This window comes from Psychrobacter sp. SHUES1 (assembly GCF_001652315.1).
Lineage (GTDB): Bacteria > Pseudomonadota > Gammaproteobacteria > Pseudomonadales > Moraxellaceae > Psychrobacter > Psychrobacter faecalis.
The window spans coordinates 1-17,404 of sequence record NZ_LXWA01000077.1 but is presented as its reverse complement, the minus strand read 5'-3'; the positions used below and the strand labels follow the sequence as shown (position 1 = coordinate 17,404).

15 protein-coding genes are annotated in these 17,404 nt (G+C 45.2%); 9 read left to right on the top strand and 6 right to left on the bottom strand.

The genetic code is table 11. From position 1 onward, the window contains the following. Nucleotides 1-229 precede the first annotated feature (229 nt). Complete coding sequence (acnA, locus tag A7325_RS10630) at nt 230-3,016, bottom strand: aconitate hydratase AcnA (protein ID WP_068408004.1); 2,787 nt, start codon at nt 3,014-3,016, stop codon at nt 230-232. Between the two features lie 428 nt (nt 3,017-3,444). Next, nucleotides 3,445-4,458, bottom strand: a complete 1,014-nt coding sequence (locus A7325_RS10625) for a DUF3025 domain-containing protein (RefSeq protein WP_068408003.1) — start codon at nt 4,456-4,458, stop codon at nt 3,445-3,447. 114 nt (nt 4,459-4,572) lie between these two features. Here A7325_RS10625 and A7325_RS10620 point away from each other — a divergent pair, with 114 nt between their 5' ends. Together A7325_RS10620 and A7325_RS10615 are read left to right on the top strand one after the other, a co-directional pair. Next, the gene (locus A7325_RS10620) at nt 4,573-5,289 is read left to right on the top strand and encodes a metal-dependent hydrolase (RefSeq protein ID WP_068408001.1); all 717 of its coding nucleotides are present in this window, start codon (nt 4,573-4,575) and stop codon (nt 5,287-5,289) included. A gap of 43 nt (nt 5,290-5,332) precedes the next feature. Continuing rightward, on the top strand, nt 5,333-5,896 hold the full coding sequence (locus tag A7325_RS10615) for a YchJ family protein (protein WP_068407999.1): 564 nt from the start codon (nt 5,333-5,335) through the stop codon (nt 5,894-5,896). Between the two features lie 34 nt (nt 5,897-5,930). Here A7325_RS10615 and A7325_RS10610 read toward each other — a convergent pair whose 3' ends face one another. From A7325_RS10610 to A7325_RS10600, 3 genes are read right to left on the bottom strand one after another with little or no spacing between them, the layout of a single operon-like run. Beyond that, on the bottom strand, nt 5,931-6,839 hold the full coding sequence (locus A7325_RS10610; RefSeq protein WP_068407998.1) for a class II glutamine amidotransferase: 909 nt from the start codon (nt 6,837-6,839) through the stop codon (nt 5,931-5,933). Continuing rightward, nucleotides 6,840-7,148 carry a hypothetical protein gene (locus tag A7325_RS10605; RefSeq protein ID WP_227514998.1) on the bottom strand — a complete coding sequence of 103 codons (309 nt, stop codon included), beginning with the start codon at nt 7,146-7,148 and terminating at the stop codon, nt 6,840-6,842. 49 nt (nt 7,149-7,197) lie between these two features. Then, nucleotides 7,198-8,385, bottom strand: coding sequence for a homoserine kinase (locus tag A7325_RS10600; protein ID WP_068407996.1), 1,188 nt, complete (start codon nt 8,383-8,385; stop codon nt 7,198-7,200). A 187-nt stretch (nt 8,386-8,572) separates the two neighbouring features. Here A7325_RS10600 and hisF point away from each other — a divergent pair, with 187 nt between their 5' ends. The 7 genes from hisF to glmS all read left to right on the top strand — a co-directional run bounded on the left by hisF (nt 8,573) and on the right by glmS (nt 16,608). Beyond that, on the top strand, nt 8,573-9,355 hold the full coding sequence (hisF, locus tag A7325_RS10595; protein WP_068407994.1) for an imidazole glycerol phosphate synthase subunit HisF: 783 nt from the start codon (nt 8,573-8,575) through the stop codon (nt 9,353-9,355). Nucleotides 9,356-9,501: 146 nt separating this feature from the next. Then, nucleotides 9,502-10,032 (top strand): 6,7-dimethyl-8-ribityllumazine synthase, encoded by a 531-nt coding sequence (gene ribE / locus A7325_RS10590; RefSeq protein ID WP_068407989.1) that lies wholly within the window; start codon nt 9,502-9,504, stop codon nt 10,030-10,032. Nucleotides 10,033-10,311: 279 nt separating this feature from the next. After that, nucleotides 10,312-11,331, top strand: a complete 1,020-nt coding sequence (gene nusB, locus A7325_RS13550; protein WP_082894382.1) for a transcription antitermination factor NusB — start codon at nt 10,312-10,314, stop codon at nt 11,329-11,331. A gap of 2 nt (nt 11,332-11,333) precedes the next feature. After that, complete coding sequence (gene thiL, locus A7325_RS10580; protein ID WP_068407983.1) at nt 11,334-12,374, top strand: thiamine-phosphate kinase; 1,041 nt, start codon at nt 11,334-11,336, stop codon at nt 12,372-12,374. A 3-nt stretch (nt 12,375-12,377) separates the two neighbouring features. Further along, entirely contained in the window at nt 12,378-12,968 is a 591-nt protein-coding gene (locus tag A7325_RS10575) for a phosphatidylglycerophosphatase A (protein ID WP_068407981.1), read from the top strand. Between the two features lie 253 nt (nt 12,969-13,221). Beyond that, nucleotides 13,222-14,598 (top strand): bifunctional UDP-N-acetylglucosamine diphosphorylase/glucosamine-1-phosphate N-acetyltransferase GlmU, encoded by a 1,377-nt coding sequence (gene glmU, locus A7325_RS10570; RefSeq protein ID WP_068407979.1) that lies wholly within the window; start codon nt 13,222-13,224, stop codon nt 14,596-14,598. 165 nt (nt 14,599-14,763) lie between these two features. After that, nucleotides 14,764-16,608 carry a glutamine--fructose-6-phosphate transaminase (isomerizing) gene (gene glmS, locus A7325_RS10565; protein ID WP_068407978.1) on the top strand — a complete coding sequence of 615 codons (1,845 nt, stop codon included), beginning with the start codon at nt 14,764-14,766 and terminating at the stop codon, nt 16,606-16,608. A gap of 145 nt (nt 16,609-16,753) precedes the next feature. On the opposite strand, the gene A7325_RS10560 is transcribed toward glmS, so the two are convergent. Further along, nucleotides 16,754-17,404, bottom strand: a 651-nt coding sequence (locus tag A7325_RS10560) for an IS256 family transposase (RefSeq protein WP_156508537.1), incomplete at its 5' end; no start/stop codon positions are given.

Sequence of the window (17,404 nt, the reverse complement as noted above, 5' to 3'; positions counted from 1 at the left end):
GAGCTATCTAATCGTTGTTATGACAGTTATGAGGCTATTGTCGATGCCACTTGCTTGGCTTGGAATAATTTGCTTAAACAGCCACAAAGAATTCGGTCGTTAACTGCTCGTGCTTGGGCACAACTTTAATTGTTGGGTTTGGTATAAAAATAACGAATTAAAAAGCATTGCGCATAAAAAAGCCCAGTTATCACGACTGGGCTTTTCTTATTCTCACTTTAATTAAATATTACGCTGCGTTTTTACTCTCAGCTGCCAATTGACGTAGTACATAGTGCAATACGCCGCCATGACGCACGTATTCGCGCTCTTTTGGCGTCTGTAGCATGACGTTTACCTCAAAGGTTTCAGTTGAACCATCAGCACGGGTCGCCGTCACTGTTGCGGTTTTACTTTCGCCATTATCAAGGCCTGTGATACTTAGTACTTCAGAACCGTCTAGGTGATAAGTATCGGCGTTTTCATCATCTTTAAAGGTTAATGGCAACACGCCCATACCGACTAGGTTTGAGCGGTGAATACGCTCAAACGAGCTGGTCAATACCGCTTTTACGCCGAGCAAAATCGTACCCTTCGCGGCCCAGTCACGGCTAGAACCAGAGCCATACTCTGCACCGCCAAGTACCACAAGTGGGCGCTGATCTTCTTTATACTTCATCGCCGCGTCATAGATGGCCATTTCTTCGCCGTCTTGAAGCGTGGCGTTGTCGCCTTTAAAGTAGTAAGTATAGCCGCCTTCTTTACCGCCCATCATCTGGTTTTTGATACGGATATTGGCAAAAGTACCGCGGGTCATGACCGCATCGTTACCACGGCGTGAGCCATAACTATTAAAGTCGGCTGGCATCACACCGCGCTCTTGCAAGTACTTACCCGCAGGAGAATTAGCATCGATATTACCAGCTGGCGAGATATGGTCAGTGGTGATTGAATCGCCAAATAGACCCAAGATACGCGCGCCTTCGATATCAGGAATGCCTTCTGGCTCCATGGTCATGCCATCAAAGAACGGTGGGTTTTTGATATAAGTAGACTTCTCGCTCCATGGATACAGCTGACTATCGGCTGAGCTAATGGCGTTCCATGCAGCACTACCGTCAAACACTTCGCCGTAGTTTTTACGGAACATATCGGCGTCGATATTATTGGCAATTAGTTCATTAATTTCATCGGACGTTGGCCAAATATCCTTTAGGTAGACATCGTTACCGTCTTGGTCTTGTCCTAGCGGATGGGTGGTCAAGTCAATATCGACCGTCCCTGCCAGCGCATAAGCAACCACCAGCGGTGGCGACGCCAAGTAACTGGCCTTGACGTGCGAGTGAATACGCCCTTCAAAGTTACGGTTACCCGATAACACCGCAGCGGCAACCAAATCGTTTTCTTTGATACCTTGTTCAATCGACTCTAAGAGTGGGCCTGAGTTACCGATACATGTCGTACAACCATAACCAACCAAATAGAAGCCTGTTTTCTCTAGCTCATCCATCAGTTTGGTTTTTTCAAGATAATCGGTAACAACTTTTGAGCCTGGTGCCAATGAGGTTTTTACCCAAGGCTTGGCTTTTAAACCTTTGGCAGCGGCTTTTTTCGCCACCAAACCAGCGCCAATCATCACCGCAGGGTTTGAGGTGTTGGTACAAGAGGTAATCGCGGCGATAACCACCGAACCATCACGCAGTTTGTGGCTCTTATCATCGATATTAACGTCAGAGAAGACATTAGGCTTGGCATACAGTCTATCGGCTTGCTCTTGCTGCGCACCTTCTTGGTCAAAGCGCACTTTACCATCAATTTCTGACTTACGGTCTTTGGTCATTTTCTCTAGCGTTTCGCCAAACTTCTCATGCATATCAGACAAATTGATACGCTGCTGCGGCAAGTTCGGACCGGCAAGGGCTGGTTTCACCGATGATAAGTCCAGCTCAAGCTTACTTGAATATGTCGCAGCCGGCGTATCGGCATCATGCCATAAGCCTTGCGCTTTGGCATATTTTTCAACCAGCTCAATCTGACTTTCTTCACGACCTGACAGACGCAGATAATCAATAGCCATTTGGTCAATCGGGAAAATACCACAGGTTGCGCCGTATTCTGGTGACATGTTGGCAATGGTTGCACGGTCAGCGAGTGGCATACTGTGTAAGCCTTCGCCGTAAAATTCGACGAATTTACCTACCACACCGTGAGCGCGTAACATCTCAACGACGCGTAGTACCAAATCCGTTGCGGTCACGCCTTCGGTCAATTTGCCTTTGAGCTCAAAACCGACCACTTGTGGAATGAGCATTGAGGATGGCTGACCAAGCATCGCCGCTTCCGCTTCGATACCACCAACACCCCAACCAAGTACGCCAATACCATTAATCATGGTGGTGTGACTGTCTGTACCAAATACCGTATCTGGATACGCGGTCAGCTCTCCGTCTACTTCAGCAGCCATTACTACACGCGCTAAATATTCTAAGTTAACCTGATGCACAATACCGGTTGCTGGTGGCACAACGACAAAGTTTTTAAAGGCGTTTTTGCCCCAATGTAAAAACTCATAACGCTCGTTATTACGCTTAAATTCAATTTTCTCGTTTAAGTCTAGTGCATCTTCGCGGCCATAAGCGTCGACCTGTACAGAGTGGTCAACGACCAATTCACTTGGGATAAAGGGGTTAATCTGCTCAGCACGACCGCCAAGCTCAACCACCGCATCACGCATCGCTGCCAAATCCACCACTGATGGTACACCGGTAAAATCTTGCAGGACGACACGCGCTGGCATAAAGGCGATTTCTTTTGACGCTTCTGCCCCAGCGTCCCAATTGGCAACGGCTTCGATGTGGTTTTTGCCGACAGATTGCCCGTCGTCTTCATTACGCAGTAGGTTTTCTAAGACGATTTTCATGCAAAATGGCAGTTTGCTGATGTTCTCGTAAGTGTCAGTCAGCTTTGGCAAGCTATAATAAACGTGCTCCTTGCCAGCGACGTCAATCGTATCTTTTACATTAAAAATATCACTCATGGTAGCTTCCTTATCGTTGTTATAGATCCTAAGCATAAATCCTTATGCCATTAATACGACTGTGAATGCATGGCAATTTATGCTGATAACTGGTGGCTTATTTCTTCTTAATTTAAATGAATGTGCTTAAATCGAATGGCGACAACTATTTTTTAATAAACGCTCGTTTTTAACAAGTGCTAAGTACAATAGTTAACGGTGCTTTTATTTGAATAAATATTTATTGATAACGGTGAGGTGAACGAAATCGCCGTTAACAAAAGATATATGCATCTGTTTAGCGTTTAACTGTAACGTCCTTTTACCATAACAAATAAGCAGCACTTTGTTAACGACTAGATGGTGTTGAATCGTGGCACAATCGTAACCACGACAATGCTTTAGCAGTTAAAATTCAACGTTTACCGGACAAGGTGTGCCCATATCTTTTAACTTTGACTACGACGACCGCTCCGAAAGACTTGGCTGTCCTCATAAAAGCTCGGCTGGACATTTTCTGCCCAATAGTGTGGCACGCCCAAAATGGGCAATGGCGACAGTTTGCGCGGGGACACATCTGGCTCTGATAATAACGCGTCCATATAATCGGCCACTTTTTGATCCAAATGATTGATACGCTCAGATAGCGACAAGGTAAAAAAATCTTGCGTGACATTTATCACGATACTATGGGCGCATAATGCTTTGCGTGGGTGCAGTAGCTTCTCTAACAGTGCATGACCAAAAATATAAACTGCTGCCTGAGCTTGTTTATTAAGTTGCTTTGGCTCGTCCCATTTGTCACGTGGTGCAACCAAACTTTCCTGCCAATCAAAATCAACCAATGCCTTACCGATACTAGACTCAGCGGTGACCAATATCGCGCCATTTTCATCAAAAACGGTAATGGTATCGCGGACACGGCCGCGACTGGCGCCAATACCTTGCTCCTTAATCTCAAGCATATGATAATAATTGAGCAGCGCTTTGGTCTTTGGAAAGGTGAGCCAAATACTACCGTTAAATAAATCATGCAAATTATCACGGGTCGGGATATTACCGGTGGTGCCGATAAAGCGCTCGTACGCTTCGCCTTCTGGCAGCTCATTTTGTGAAACGAATTTTAAGGTTTGGGCTTGATTGTTTAGCGCAGGTTTGGTTTGCGGTAATGACTGTTGTAAGGCGTCAGCATGCTTCTGTAATGCGGTATTCAAAACCTTGGCGATGATATCAGGCGTATGTTCGAGTTTTTCTGTCTGAGCAGGGTCATTTTTTAAGCCTCTTAGCTGGCTGATGCTTTTACTTATATAGCCTAACTGGTTTAAGTGACACAGCCACGACGCTTGCCAATCAATAGCAGCAAAGCTGTCATCAAGCGTGCTGGCGTATGCAGACGGGTTATTAATAGATGCATCAAAAGCAGTATTTCGATAAGGCTTGGCAGGTAAATCAGTGGCGGTCATATTGATTATCTCTATTAGACGACTGGCGTGGCTATGGTATCATGGAGCGCTTTTTTACAGCTAGACAAGCCGCTCGAAATACAGATTTCGTGCGCTATTTATTGATGAGTTTTTATGGCAAATTTTAACACCCACTTAAATGTTGCATTCATGGCAAGTGGTACGATGAGTCTTGCGGTTTATAAAGCAGGCTTGATTGATGATTCAGGGTTTTTGATGTGCGTGGCACTCGGCACTATCGGTGGGCTGCTGCCTGATTTGGATTCTGATAACTCGACGCCGATTAAGCTTGGGTTTAATATTACCTCGTTTATTTTTGCCTTTGGTCTGGTCATGCATTGGCGCAGTGAGCTGAGTTTACTGGCGCTGATAGCTTTATGGTTGGCGGGCTACGGCTTTATGCGTTATGTGGTATTTTCAATTTTTACCAATATGACCGTACACCGCGGCGTCATTCATTCGGTGCCCTACATGGCCATACTAGGGCTTGGAATGACCTACGTCAGCTACGATATTTTAGCCTTACCGCTAACTGTCAGTTGGTTTTATGGCTTGTTTTTATTCGGCGGCGCCATGGTACATTTGGCATTGGATGAGCTATATAGTGTGAATTTGTCCAATATGAAAATGAAGCGCTCATCGGGTACAGCGATGAAGTTTTATCAGCATAAAGATAAATGGTGGTATCTGCTCCTGTACGTCATCCTTGCGCTCTTGGTCTATTTTGCGCCGCCATTTGCTGAGTTTTGGCAGCAGCTGCGTGACCCCGAACCTTGGGCAAAGCTTAAACTGGGACTATGGCCAGAATTGATAAAAAACTGGCTCAATTAAAATTTATAGAACCGTTAAAAAATGAATAATACACGAGTAAATAATGTCAATTTCCCTACCAATCTGCCCTTGCCAAATTAACCCAGCCTCAAATGCTATTGGCGTACCGCTACTTTATCAAGATTGCTGCCAGCCTTATCATGACGGGCTTTTAAATAACGAAGCTGATAAAATTGACGGTGCAAAGCCAGACTCTGCTGAGCGTCTAATGCGGTCGCGTTATAGCGCCTTTGTCTTAGTTAAACCAGAATATATCGTCAAAACCACTTTGCCTGCGCAGCAAAATTTACTAGATATTCAGGCGATTGAGTCTTGGGCAAAAGAGACAGATTGGGCAGGATTAGAAATCATTACGCATACGCCAAAGCTAGGTAAACGCCATGCGCAAGTTGAGTTTAAGGCTTACTTTAATATCTCTGATAATAAAGATGACGGCATACAGGCGCATCATGAATTATCTGCCTTTGTAAAAGTAACAGACAAAGCGAACAACGATGCGCGTTGGTATTTCCTCGACCCGACTGTTTCTATGACTGTCACGCAAAAACAGCCGTGTATTTGTGGCTCAGGTGAAAAATTTAAGCGCTGTTGTGGCGCTTATATCTAACTGATATTTAATCAACGTTAAATACTTGCCACTCCTAAACACTCGCTCCAACCGCGCGTGCTACCGCAATTCCTTCTTCAATGGTTAAAAACTTACGCTGACTTGGACTGTCTTTATAAATAACATCACCTTCTTGGAATATTAAGCACTCATTGACCGCCAACTGTTGCCATTTTTCATTTTCAGTCAATGGCACGGTGACCAATATCGTCACTTTGTCGCTGTCGGTAGTCACATCACCAAAGTTAATGGCCAAATCATCATCTGCTAATTTTGCTTCGCCAAACGGTGCTTTGCGCGTGAGATAAAACAATAAGCTACCAGCATAAGCCAGCTGCCACCGACCGTTTGAGATTAGGCAATTAAACAAACCGTTGGCAGAAAGGTAGCGACATTGGGTGGTTAAAAAATTAAACAGCGTTTGATCATCTGGGCGGGTTTTAAAGCTGCTTTTTAGGCGATTGACCAAATAGCAAAACGCCATTTCAGAATCGGTGTTACCAACTGGCTGACAATGTGAGGCATTGCCATTGTCTTGCAGGCGCTGACAGCGTTTGATAAATTCGCTATTCATCTGCCCGTTATGGGCAAAAACCCACTGCTCGCCCCACACTTCGCGGACGAAAGGATGGGTATTGGCTAAGCAGTTCTGCCCTTGAGTTGCTTTACGGATATGGGCAATGACATTCATCGCTTTAATCGGATAATTATTCACCAAGTCGGCAACAGGTGATAAATGGCTTGGGCGATTGTCATGAAACAGTCGCAAACCAGTCGAAGCATTGGCTGTTTTATCATTATTGGCACATTCACTGCGCTCAAAAAACGCAATACCAAAGCCATCTTCATGACTGTCGGTCATGCCGCCGCGACGACGAAATCCTGCAAAGCTAAAGCCAATATCGGTTGGGGTATTACAGTTCATTCCTAAGAGTTGACACATTTATACTTCACCGCCGTTGTTGTCTTTTGCAGAATTTAAAGGAGGGTTTAGAGTAGCTTCTGATACTTCATCAAACATCTCATAAGGCGTGGCCCCATCGGTGTCAATATTCGCCAAAATACGCTGCGCATGCGCCAAATCCGTATCTTGTATCCACAGCACTATCCCAGAATTCATACCGGGCATGGCACTCAGCGGTTGCAGTGACACCGTAATGCCATTGTTACGCAGCAGATTGGCATGCAGCTCGCCTTGCATATTGGTATCGTAGCGCGCCAGTTTGTGCCAGTTATCAACTTGATCGGTCATGGGATTTGCCTTTATGGTTTTGATACAGGAATGGTCGAAAAATAACAATCTATGCCAATTGGTCGAGCGTATATTCTTTGATTGCAAAATCACTGCTATTACTTAATTTATCACGTGCTTGCTCAGCTTGGGTGATATTGCTAAAAATACCGATTATCTGAGTGCTTTTTTGCATCGCCGATTCATTATCTAACAATACAAAGACCGTATTTTGTTCTTTTTCAACATGTGACCAATGATAAGCCGCCAAGCGTTTCATCAGGTCAGGATTTTTGACCATGATGTTATCACCAGTCCGACCTTCGGTACGGTTATAGTGGATAACGTTTAAACGTAATAGCCAAAAAATCACCGCCGCCTTGGCGAGCATCACTGGTAAAGCGCGTTTTTCATCTTCGCCAAGCGCACGTTTCGACTCATAGCCTTGCAAAAAAGCCGCCATTTTACTGCGGTCAAAATTGACGGTTTCGCCTTGCTCGGCATCGCCCCACGTCGTACAAAAATCATTAATGGTAATGGCAATATCCATCACATAATGCTCAACGCTGACTTCGGTAAAGTCTAGCAATCCCGTTAAACGCGCTGCGCCTTTTTGGCTATTATTTAACGATAAGTCCCATAAGGTATTATCAGCGAACATGTCTAAATGACATAAGCCTTTTGGCAACGTCGCAAGCGGCAAATCTGAGTAAGCGCGCCAAATATCGCTCATGAGCTTGGCTTCGTCACCGGGCATAAACTGCATTTCACGGTCGCGTACTTCCGCCCATGGGTATAAAGGCACGCCATATTCTTCCGCAGGTTGCAGTGCTTGTAAGGTCTCATGCAGCATGGCTAAAGCGGCGCCAATCTCATAACACATCGCTTGCGTGGTTTGCTGTGGATGCGCGCCAGCCAAACAAGGTACGAGGGTAATTGCTTTATTATCATAGCGTATGACATAGCGTTTTTCTGCGCTATCAGCGCCTAAATCAAGCAATGCTAACGGCGCCGCTACTGGCAATTTACCATCCAATTGATTGAGGATAACCGCCATTTTTTCGATGTCTTCTGGTGGACGCTCTTCAAATAAGGTAAATACATAAGAGTGCGCGCCATCTACATCGTCAGTCGTCTGAATAAACCAGTTAGAGTTTTTGATACCTTGGGTAATCGGAATGGCACGCGCAAATGAGACGCCAAAACGCTGGCAAAAAGCGGCAAACTGGTCATCGGTTAACTGGGTATAGACGGACATGACATCTCACTTATGGCAATTAAAAGAAGGTAAATAGGATAAATATCGACGGTAATGACAGTGATTGTACCGCGCATGAGCAAACTTTGGTTAAAAGCATAATAATCTTGCGAAAAGCTGCCTGATATGGCGGCGATTTTGCTAGACTAGCGCTTACGGATAAATTGATTATAAGGTGAAAGACCCTATGTTAGCAAAGCGTATCATCCCTTGTTTGGATGTGGATAATGGCCGTGTGGTCAAAGGCGTGCAATTTGTCGATATTAAAGACGCCGGCGACCCTGTCGAAGTCGCTAAGCGCTATAACGAGCAAGGTGCTGATGAGATTACTTTTTTAGACATTACCGCGACCAATGATGATCGCGATACCACTTATCATACCGTTGAGCGTATGGCTGAAACCGTGTTTGTACCGCTCACAGTTGGTGGCGGTGTGCGTAAAATCGCTGATATTCGTAATTTGCTCAATGCAGGCGCGGATAAAGTAGCGATTAATTCAGCAGCGGTATTTACCCCTGAGTTCGTTGGGGAGGCGGCACAGAAATTTGGTAATCAATGTATCGTCGTGGCTATCGATGCCAAACGCGTTGCAGATATAATGGTTGATGGCATCATCATGCCGCGTTGGGAAATCTTTACTCACGGCGGGCGTAAACCAACCGGTATTGATGCCGTGGCTTGGGCAAGTAAAATGGCTGCTCTCGGCGCTGGCGAATTATTGGTGACCTCAATGGATGGTGATGGTACCAAAAAAGGCTATGATTTGGTCTTAATGCAGCAAATTACCAGCCGCGTAAATGTGCCGGTTATTGCTTCAGGCGGCGTTGGTAACTTGCAACATTTGGCCGAAGGCGTAATAGAAGGCGGCGTCGATGCCGTACTTGCGGCCAGTATTTTTCACTTTGGCGAATATACCGTGCAAGAGGCCAAAGCTTATATGGCCGCACAAGGCATACAGATGCGTCTTTAATCTTTAAGATTGCTAAAATATCAATGCCTGTGCAAAAAATGGTATCATAGCGCTACTTATTTATTTTTGTCAGTTAACTATTGAAAACAATCGAGATTTTACATAAAAATTTTGTTTTAAACGCTACTTACTCAAAGGATTTTCTTATGTCAAATTTACAACAGCAGCGCAATGATATTACCCATATCGATGGCAATTTACATCAAAACGAAGATGCGCGCATTGGTATCGTCGTCGGTCGTTTTAACGGTTTTGTCGTTGAGTCATTGGTAGATGGTGCAATCGATGCCCTACTGCGTCATGGCGTATTGGGTAGCAACATTACTGTGATTCGCGTACCGGGTGCGTTTGAGTTGCCACTCGTTGCTCAGCGCGCCGCTGAATCTGATCGCTTTGATGCCATCATTGCATTAGGCGCGATTATCCGTGGTAGTACGCCGCATTTTGATTTTGTCGCTAGCGAATCTGCCAAAGGTTTAAGCAGCGTTGCAATTGATTATAATATCCCTGTTGCTAATGGTGTATTAACCACTGACAGCATCGAGCAAGCGATTGAGCGCTCTGGTACCAAAGCCGGTAACAAAGGCTCAGAAGCGGCGATGGTGGTGCTTGAGATGCTAGCGGTTCTATCACAGCTAGATATTGCTGATGACTATGATAATAGTGATGACGCGTAATTAAGTCTTCATTTTATAAACGGTTATTTGTCATTTAAATGGCACTGCGGCTTATATCACCTTTGATATAGACCGCAGTGCCAATATGATAGTAAAAAGCACTATAAACAGTTCTATAAAACACCGTTTTAATATCCGACTGTCACAGCCTGCCAGTCGTCTACTATTTAACAACTTTTATACTATTTCTTACAACTTGCTGTCTTTGCCAAGCCTGTTATTTGCGCCAAGATAGATGTTTAAAATGATAGTTATTTAAAATTTAGGTATTGACCCCCTATGACTGACCAACTCAAGCGCGCCATTAACGCTGCACAAACCGCCCAAGCCAATGATGCACAAGCTGAAGCTACTCGTATCGCGAGCAGTAGTGCGGGTGAGCAAACCTTTGATATGAGTGAAACGACTTATAAGACTAGCCACACCGCTGTGCGTAAGGCTCGACGCTTTGCAATGCAAGGCCTATATGAGTGGTTGGTCACCGACCGCCGTTTTGATAAAGATGGTAAGCTTGGCTGGAAGGACAATGCGCCGCATGATATCGCTGCCCGTACGCGCGCGAGCAACGCCATGCATACCGTTCATATTGGCTACTATCATGAAATGATGCGCGATATTCCAGAGCAGATTGACGCTCTCGATGCGCTAATCAGTCGGCATCTTGATCGTGACATTGATAAATTGGACACTGTTGAACATGCTATTTTATTGATTGGGGCGTATGAGCTACAAAACCGCTTAGAGATTCCCTACAAAGTCGTGCTTGATGAAGCGATGAAGCTAAACAATCACTTTGGCGCTACTGACGCCCATAAATTAATTAATGCTGTCCTTGATAAAATGGCGATTGAATTGCGCGCGCTTGAAGTCGATGCCGATAGCAAAGCCAATCTGCGCACCTCACAAAAAGCGGCGACTCAAGCAAATGCTAAGCAGGCTGAAGTTCAATCTGCAGCTGTTGAAGAAGCTAGTGAAAGCACTGCTGAATCTGATATCGATAGTACGTCAACTGCAACTGCTTCAAACAAACCACGTATCAGTGCCAATAATGCCAGTGTTAAACGTAATAGCGCGAGTAAAGCGCTAGCGAATATTATGGACTATAAGATCAATAAGAAAAATGACGCCGCAAAAAATGAAGCGCCAAATAATATTGTTAATGACAAATCTGCAGAAGAAAGCGCTGTAGAAGAAAACACATCTACCAATGATGTTAGCTATGATGAGAATAGTGACGCAGCTGACGTAGGCTTACATGATTCAAACCTTGTTACTCCTAATGAAAACAATAAAGACTAGCCATGAACGAGTTTGAGCTGATTGAGCGTATATTTTCGCAAATGCAAGCTGCACCGTCATCGTCCAGCACTGCCGAAGCACGCAATGTCGAAAAAGGCATTGGCGATGATGCGGCAGTAATGAGCTTGCCTGTAGGTGCGCGCTTGGTTAGCTGTATTGATACCCTCGTTCAAGGGCGGCACTTTAGTGCTGATTGGAATGACGTAAACCAGTTAGCCTTTCAAATCGGCTATAAAGCGGTCGCGGTTAACGTTTCCGACATTGCCGCGATGGGCGCAACGCCGCATAGTATTCTATTGGCATTGGCCTTACCTGAGCGTTTGGCGAATGAGCAATGGCTGACTGAATTTGCTAAAGGTTTATTTCACGCCTGCCAGCTATTTGGTGTCACGCTTATTGGTGGTGATACCACGCGCAGTGATAACTTAGTGCTCAGTGTCAGCGCGCAAGGATTGCTTGATGCGGCTACGCCAGCTGTTTACCGCTCGGGCGCGCAAGTCGGCGATAAAATCTATGTTTCGGGGTCGCTTGGCGATGCTGCTTATGCGCTACAGCATCCTAATAATGCTATCGGTATTGAGCTTGCCCATCGGCTGCATATGCCAACGCCACGTATTGCCTTAGGGGCAGCAGTGGCGACAATTGGCGCAACTTCGATGATAGATATCTCTGATGGTCTGTATCAAGACCTTAGCCATATCTGTGAGCAAAGTATCATTGGTATGCGCATTCACCTTGAGCAGCTGCCTACCAGTAAAGCATTATCAAGCGTTGGTCTATCTGAGCGCTTATTATGTCAGTTGGCGGGCGGCGATGATTATGAGCTGGCTTTTACCTTGCCTGCCCATATCGAGCCACCGATTAATAATAATAGCGACACGCATGTCACCTGTATCGGTGAAGTCATAGCCGTAAATAAGACAGATGGTGCTAAAAATGTACAACCAGAGATTTTTTATCAAGGACAGCCAGTCACAGCGACGCATCCCGCCCCATTTCCTACTTGGCCCAATCTGACGGGTTACCAACATTTTGCAGGTTAACCCATGATTGATCACAACCTATCTAAGCCTGATATCCGACAAGCCAATGATTGCCCGCCTCTACCCGCCAATGCCAGTGCGCTTGATCGTTTGGTTTATTGGCTTGGTATCGGTCTAGGCAGCGGTCTGCCGCGCCGTGCACCCGGTACTTGGGGTACAGTTGGTGGATTAATAGTCGCTATACCGCTGCTTAGCTTAGGTTTTGTGCCGTTTTTGATGATTACTATTTTAGCTTGTTTCCTTGGTAATGCGATATGCGGTCGTACCTCAGAGCTGATGGGCGGTCACGATAATCCGCATATTGTTTGGGATGAGTGGGCTGGTATGTGGCTTACCCTACTGCCGCTGTCTTATATGGGTATCGCTAACGGCAGCTTTTGGCAAAATATCATCCAAATACCTACTATCGTAGCGATTATTATCGCCTTTATATTATTCCGCTTTTTTGACATTATTAAGCCGCCGCCGATTGGTTGGGCAGATAAAAAAGTCGCAGGCGGCCTCGGTATTATGCTCGATGATATTATTGCGGGAGTGATGGCAGCAGCCGTTTGGGTAATTATTTATACCTTTATCTTCTCTTTTACCTTTTAATCTTAAGCTTATCCTTTAAGCCTCAAATAAACGTTTTTACCATAAATACTTCTGCTTTATCGCCTTTTATATCGCTCACCTATTTAGCGGTTAGATTTTCTGAACGCCTGCTGTTTAATTTATATCTATAGACAGCTAATGTCATAATCAGTTTACAAAGATGTCACGACATAGCGTTTTGGTTAAATCGTAATTTGCGTTATAATTCAGAAGTATATTTTGTTACATTTGTAGGCTCTTTTTTAGGAATACTATGACAGCTCCTCTTTCAGTAATTATCCTCGCGGCTGGTAAAGGCACGCGTATGCAATCAGCCAAGCCAAAAGTGCTACAGACACTGGCTGGCAAGTCGTTACTCGGTCATGTGCTTGATACTTGTCATCAATTGACCGTTGATGACACCATCATCGTCCATGGTTTTGGCGGCGAGCAAGTGCAAGCAGATATTAATGAGCAATATGCGCATTTGCCGATTACGTGGGTTGCCCAGACTGAACAGTTAGGAACGGGCCATGCAGTAAAAGTCACCCTGTCCGAATTACCAAAAGAAGGCCAAAGTCTGATTCTCTATGGCGATGTGCCATTGGTCAGCTGCCAGACGTTAACAGCTTTAAAATCTGCCAATACTGACGGTATGTCAATGTTGACCTTGACGGTAGAAAATCCCTTTGGTCTCGGCCGTATCAAACGTGATAAAGACGGCAATATTGAAGCCATCGTTGAGCAAAAAGATGCCAGCGCCGATGAACAAAAAATCCAAGAGATTAATAGCGGTATTTACTGCGTTGATAATGCGTTATTGCATAAATATCTGCCGAAGCTGACTAACGACAATGCGCAAAAAGAATATTATCTCACCGATATCGTTAAAATGGCCGTCGCTGAAGGGATTAATATTGTCGCGATTGAGCCTGAGCATGGCTTTGAGATTGAAGGCGTCAATAACCGCCAGCAGCTTGCCAGCTTAGAGCGTACATGGCAAGGTAAGTTGGTTGCAGACTTACAAGAAGCTGGCGTGCAGTTTGCAGACCCTACTCGCGTCGATATTCGTGGTAGCTTGAGCGCAGGACAAGATGTATTCGTCGATGTGGGCGTGGTCTTTGAAGGTGATTGCGTCTTAGGCGATAACGTTTATATCGAAGCTGGCTGTGTGATTAAAAATGCGCACATTGGCAATGCCTGTCACCTAAAGCCGTACTGCGTCATTGACAGTGCTCAAATTGGAAACGGCGTCGATATTGGACCTTTCGCCCACTTGCGCCCTGATACTGTTTTGTCTAATAACAGTAAAGTAGGCAATTTTGTCGAGATTAAAAAATCGATTATCGGCCAAGGTAGCAAGGTCAATCATTTAAGTTATGTGGGTGATGCGACGGTTGGAACAAATGTCAATATCGGTGCGGGCGTGATTACCTGTAATTACGACGGCGTCAATAAATCGCAAACCATCATCGAAGACAATGCCTTTATCGGCTCTAACGCCAGCTTGGTTGCGCCAGTTACTATTGGTGATACCGCTACGGTTGCGGCAGGCTCAGTGATTACCAAAAACGTCGATGATAACGCCTTAGCCTTTGGACGTGCGCGCCAAACCCAGAAAGATGACTTTCAGCGTCCGACTAAAAAATAAAGGCGGCGCTGATAGTTAACTTGATAAAAATGATGGTAAGACCACTAAAGCAGTACGACAATGATTTGTGGTGCTGCTTATTTATATTTATAGATTAATGATTGTCCATGTATCAGTATCTTTCAAAATCACATGGTATGAGAACATAAAATTTAAGGAATAATTATGTGCGGAATCGTTGGAGCAGTTGCTGAGCGGAATATTGCCAATATCTTACTTGAAGGCCTTAAACGCCTAGAATACCGTGGTTATGACTCTGCTGGTCTGACGGTTATCCGTGATGGCGAGCTGCATCGTGAGCGCCAAGTGGGCAAAGTACAAGCGCTGGTCGATGCCGTCGCCGTCAATCCTGAATTTTTCGATGGTCATATCGGTATTGCACATACGCGCTGGGCCACGCATGGCGAACCTGCGCAGCGCAACGCTCATCCGCACGTATCTGGTAAAATTGCCGTGGTCCATAATGGTATCGTTGAGAACTATGCTGAGCTAAAAGAAGAGCTGATTGCTAAAGGCTACGAGTTTACCTCGCAAACTGATACCGAAGTCGTCGCCCATTTAATCAATGATATCTACAAAAATACGCCTGATTTACTGGAAGCTGTGCGTGCCGTTATTCCTTTATTACATGGCGCGTTTGCCCTTGGCATTTTGCACATTGATTGCCCAGACGAGCTGATTACCGTGCGTCTAGGTTCGCCTTTGGTCATCGGTGTAGGTATCGGTGAGAACTTTATTGCCTCTGATCAATTGGCGCTTTTGCCCGTGACCAATCGCTTTATGTATCTAGAAGAAGGCGATATCGCCAAATTAACCCGTAATAGTATTGAAGTTTATGCCGATGGCGTAAAAGTAAAACGTCAGATACATGAGATTGATGCCGCCCAGCATAATGCTGATAAAGGTGAATTTAAGCATTACATGCTTAAAGAAATCTATGAGCAGCCAGATGCAGTTGCCCGTACGATTGAGATGGCTTTAGATAGTGATGCGCCATCTAAGCTGCGCGATGACTTTTTGCAGCGTCATGAAGCACAGTTAAAAGGTATCAAGAACGTTCAAGTCATCGCTTGTGGGACCAGCTATCATTCAGGTTTGGTCGCGAAATATTGGTTTGAAAGCCTAACCCGTTTGCCGTGTTCGGTTGAGGTTGCTAGTGAGTTCCGCTACCGCAATCCAGTGGTCGTCGATGACACCTTGGTCATTTGCATCTCGCAATCGGGCGAAACTGCGGATACCTTATCGGCACTTCGTGATATTCAAAAGCACACGCCAGCAGGTCTCGTCAGCTTGGCTTTATGTAATGTACCGACCTCATCTTTGGTGCGTGAAACCGATATCTTTTTACCAACGCTTGCCGGCCCTGAGATTGGCGTTGCCTCGACCAAAGCCTTTACCACTCAGCTTGCCGCGTTGATGTTACTGGTGTTAAAAGTGGGTGTTGTACAAGCGCGTATGACAGGTGAAAAATTAACCACCTTGTTAGGCAAATTACAAGAGCTACGCGGGCAACTACATGCCAGCTTACAACTCGATGCGCCTATCAAAGTCATGAGTGAGCATTTTGAGTATAAGAAAAGCTGCTTATTCTTAGGTCGTGGCTTACAGTTTCCAATCGCCTTAGAAGGCGCGCTGAAACTAAAAGAAATCTCTTATATTCACGCAGAAGGCTATGCGGCAGGTGAGCTAAAGCACGGTCCATTGGCGTTGGTCGATAAAGACATGCCAATCGTGGTGCTCGCGCCAAAAGACAGTATGTTTGATAAGCTAAAAGCCAACATGCAAGAAGTACATGCGCGTCACGGTGAGCTGTTTGTATTTGCTAGTGAAGAAAGCAAGATGGTCGCAGAAGATAGAATGCACGTGGTTTATGTCCCCGAGGTTTGCGAGACGCTTGCCCCTATCGTTTATAGCGTACCTGTGCAACTGCTGTCTTATCATGTAGCAGTGATGCGTGGTACGGATGTCGATCAGCCACGTAATCTCGCAAAATCAGTCACGGTCGAGTAGGATAAGTGCTTGATTCTGAAAGCTTTTTATCTTAATATTGTATAACACTAAATGCTTTGCTGTCTAGTACCATATAGATAGCAAAGCTTTTTTTTATAATGGACATAAAAAATTGAGCCCATCCCGAATTCTGTGTAACTGCCCTTTAGATTAAATGCTTACTGATACGATCATCAAACATAATCATAAAGCGATTCAGAGCAGACGTCCAGTTACGGATTGGCATCGACCACCTTGACGACGCCTGCTGGGTGGCTAAGTACACCACTTTGAATGCTGCCTGATCAGATGGGAACACCTTACGCTTATTCACCGCTGTCCGAATCACGCTGTTTAATGACTCAATAGCATTGGTGGTATATATGACTTTTCTAATGTCTTTAGGGTAACCAAAGAATACCGTTAAGCCCTCCCAGTTATTACGCCAAGACTTAACCACGTGCGGGTATTTCTCGCCCCATACCTCATCAAAGTGTTCAAGATTGGCCTCTGCCATCTCAAGCGTATCAGCGCCGTAGATGGCCTTTAAATCAGCGGCTATTGCCTTCTTATCTGTCCACGGTACGAACTTCATTGAGTAACGCAGCATGTGTACGATACACAGCTGAACCTGAGCGTTGGGATAAACGGTGTTAATGGCATCAGGGAAGCCCTTTAAGCCGTCGACACAGGCAATGAGGATATCTTGTACCCCGCGGTTTTGTAGTTCAGTGAGAACGCCAAGCCAGAACTTAGCGCCTTCATTCTCTGATAGCCACATGCCAAGCAGCTCTTTTCTACCATCAAGTCCCACGCC

Excerpts from the sequence above, each read along its gene's own strand:
- acnA (WP_068408004.1), bottom strand. The coding sequence starts at position 3,016 with ATGAGTGATATTTTTAATGTAAAAGATACGATTGACGTCGCTGGCAAG.
- A7325_RS10625 (WP_068408003.1), bottom strand. The coding sequence starts at position 4,458 with ATGACCGCCACTGATTTACCTGCCAAGCCTTATCGAAATACTGCTTTT.
- A7325_RS10620 (WP_068408001.1), top strand. The coding sequence starts at position 4,573 with ATGGCAAATTTTAACACCCACTTAAATGTTGCATTCATGGCAAGTGGT.
- A7325_RS10615 (WP_068407999.1), top strand. The coding sequence starts at position 5,333 with ATGTCAATTTCCCTACCAATCTGCCCTTGCCAAATTAACCCAGCCTCA.
- A7325_RS10610 (WP_068407998.1), bottom strand. The coding sequence starts at position 6,839 with ATGTGTCAACTCTTAGGAATGAACTGTAATACCCCAACCGATATTGGC.
- A7325_RS10605 (WP_227514998.1), bottom strand. The coding sequence starts at position 7,148 with ATGACCGATCAAGTTGATAACTGGCACAAACTGGCGCGCTACGATACC.
- A7325_RS10600 (WP_068407996.1), bottom strand. The coding sequence starts at position 8,385 with ATGTCCGTCTATACCCAGTTAACCGATGACCAGTTTGCCGCTTTTTGC.
- hisF (WP_068407994.1), top strand. The coding sequence starts at position 8,573 with ATGTTAGCAAAGCGTATCATCCCTTGTTTGGATGTGGATAATGGCCGT.
- ribE (WP_068407989.1), top strand. The coding sequence starts at position 9,502 with ATGTCAAATTTACAACAGCAGCGCAATGATATTACCCATATCGATGGC.
- nusB (WP_082894382.1), top strand. The coding sequence starts at position 10,312 with ATGACTGACCAACTCAAGCGCGCCATTAACGCTGCACAAACCGCCCAA.
- thiL (WP_068407983.1), top strand. The coding sequence starts at position 11,334 with ATGAACGAGTTTGAGCTGATTGAGCGTATATTTTCGCAAATGCAAGCT.
- A7325_RS10575 (WP_068407981.1), top strand. The coding sequence starts at position 12,378 with ATGATTGATCACAACCTATCTAAGCCTGATATCCGACAAGCCAATGAT.
- glmU (WP_068407979.1), top strand. The coding sequence starts at position 13,222 with ATGACAGCTCCTCTTTCAGTAATTATCCTCGCGGCTGGTAAAGGCACG.
- glmS (WP_068407978.1), top strand. The coding sequence starts at position 14,764 with ATGTGCGGAATCGTTGGAGCAGTTGCTGAGCGGAATATTGCCAATATC.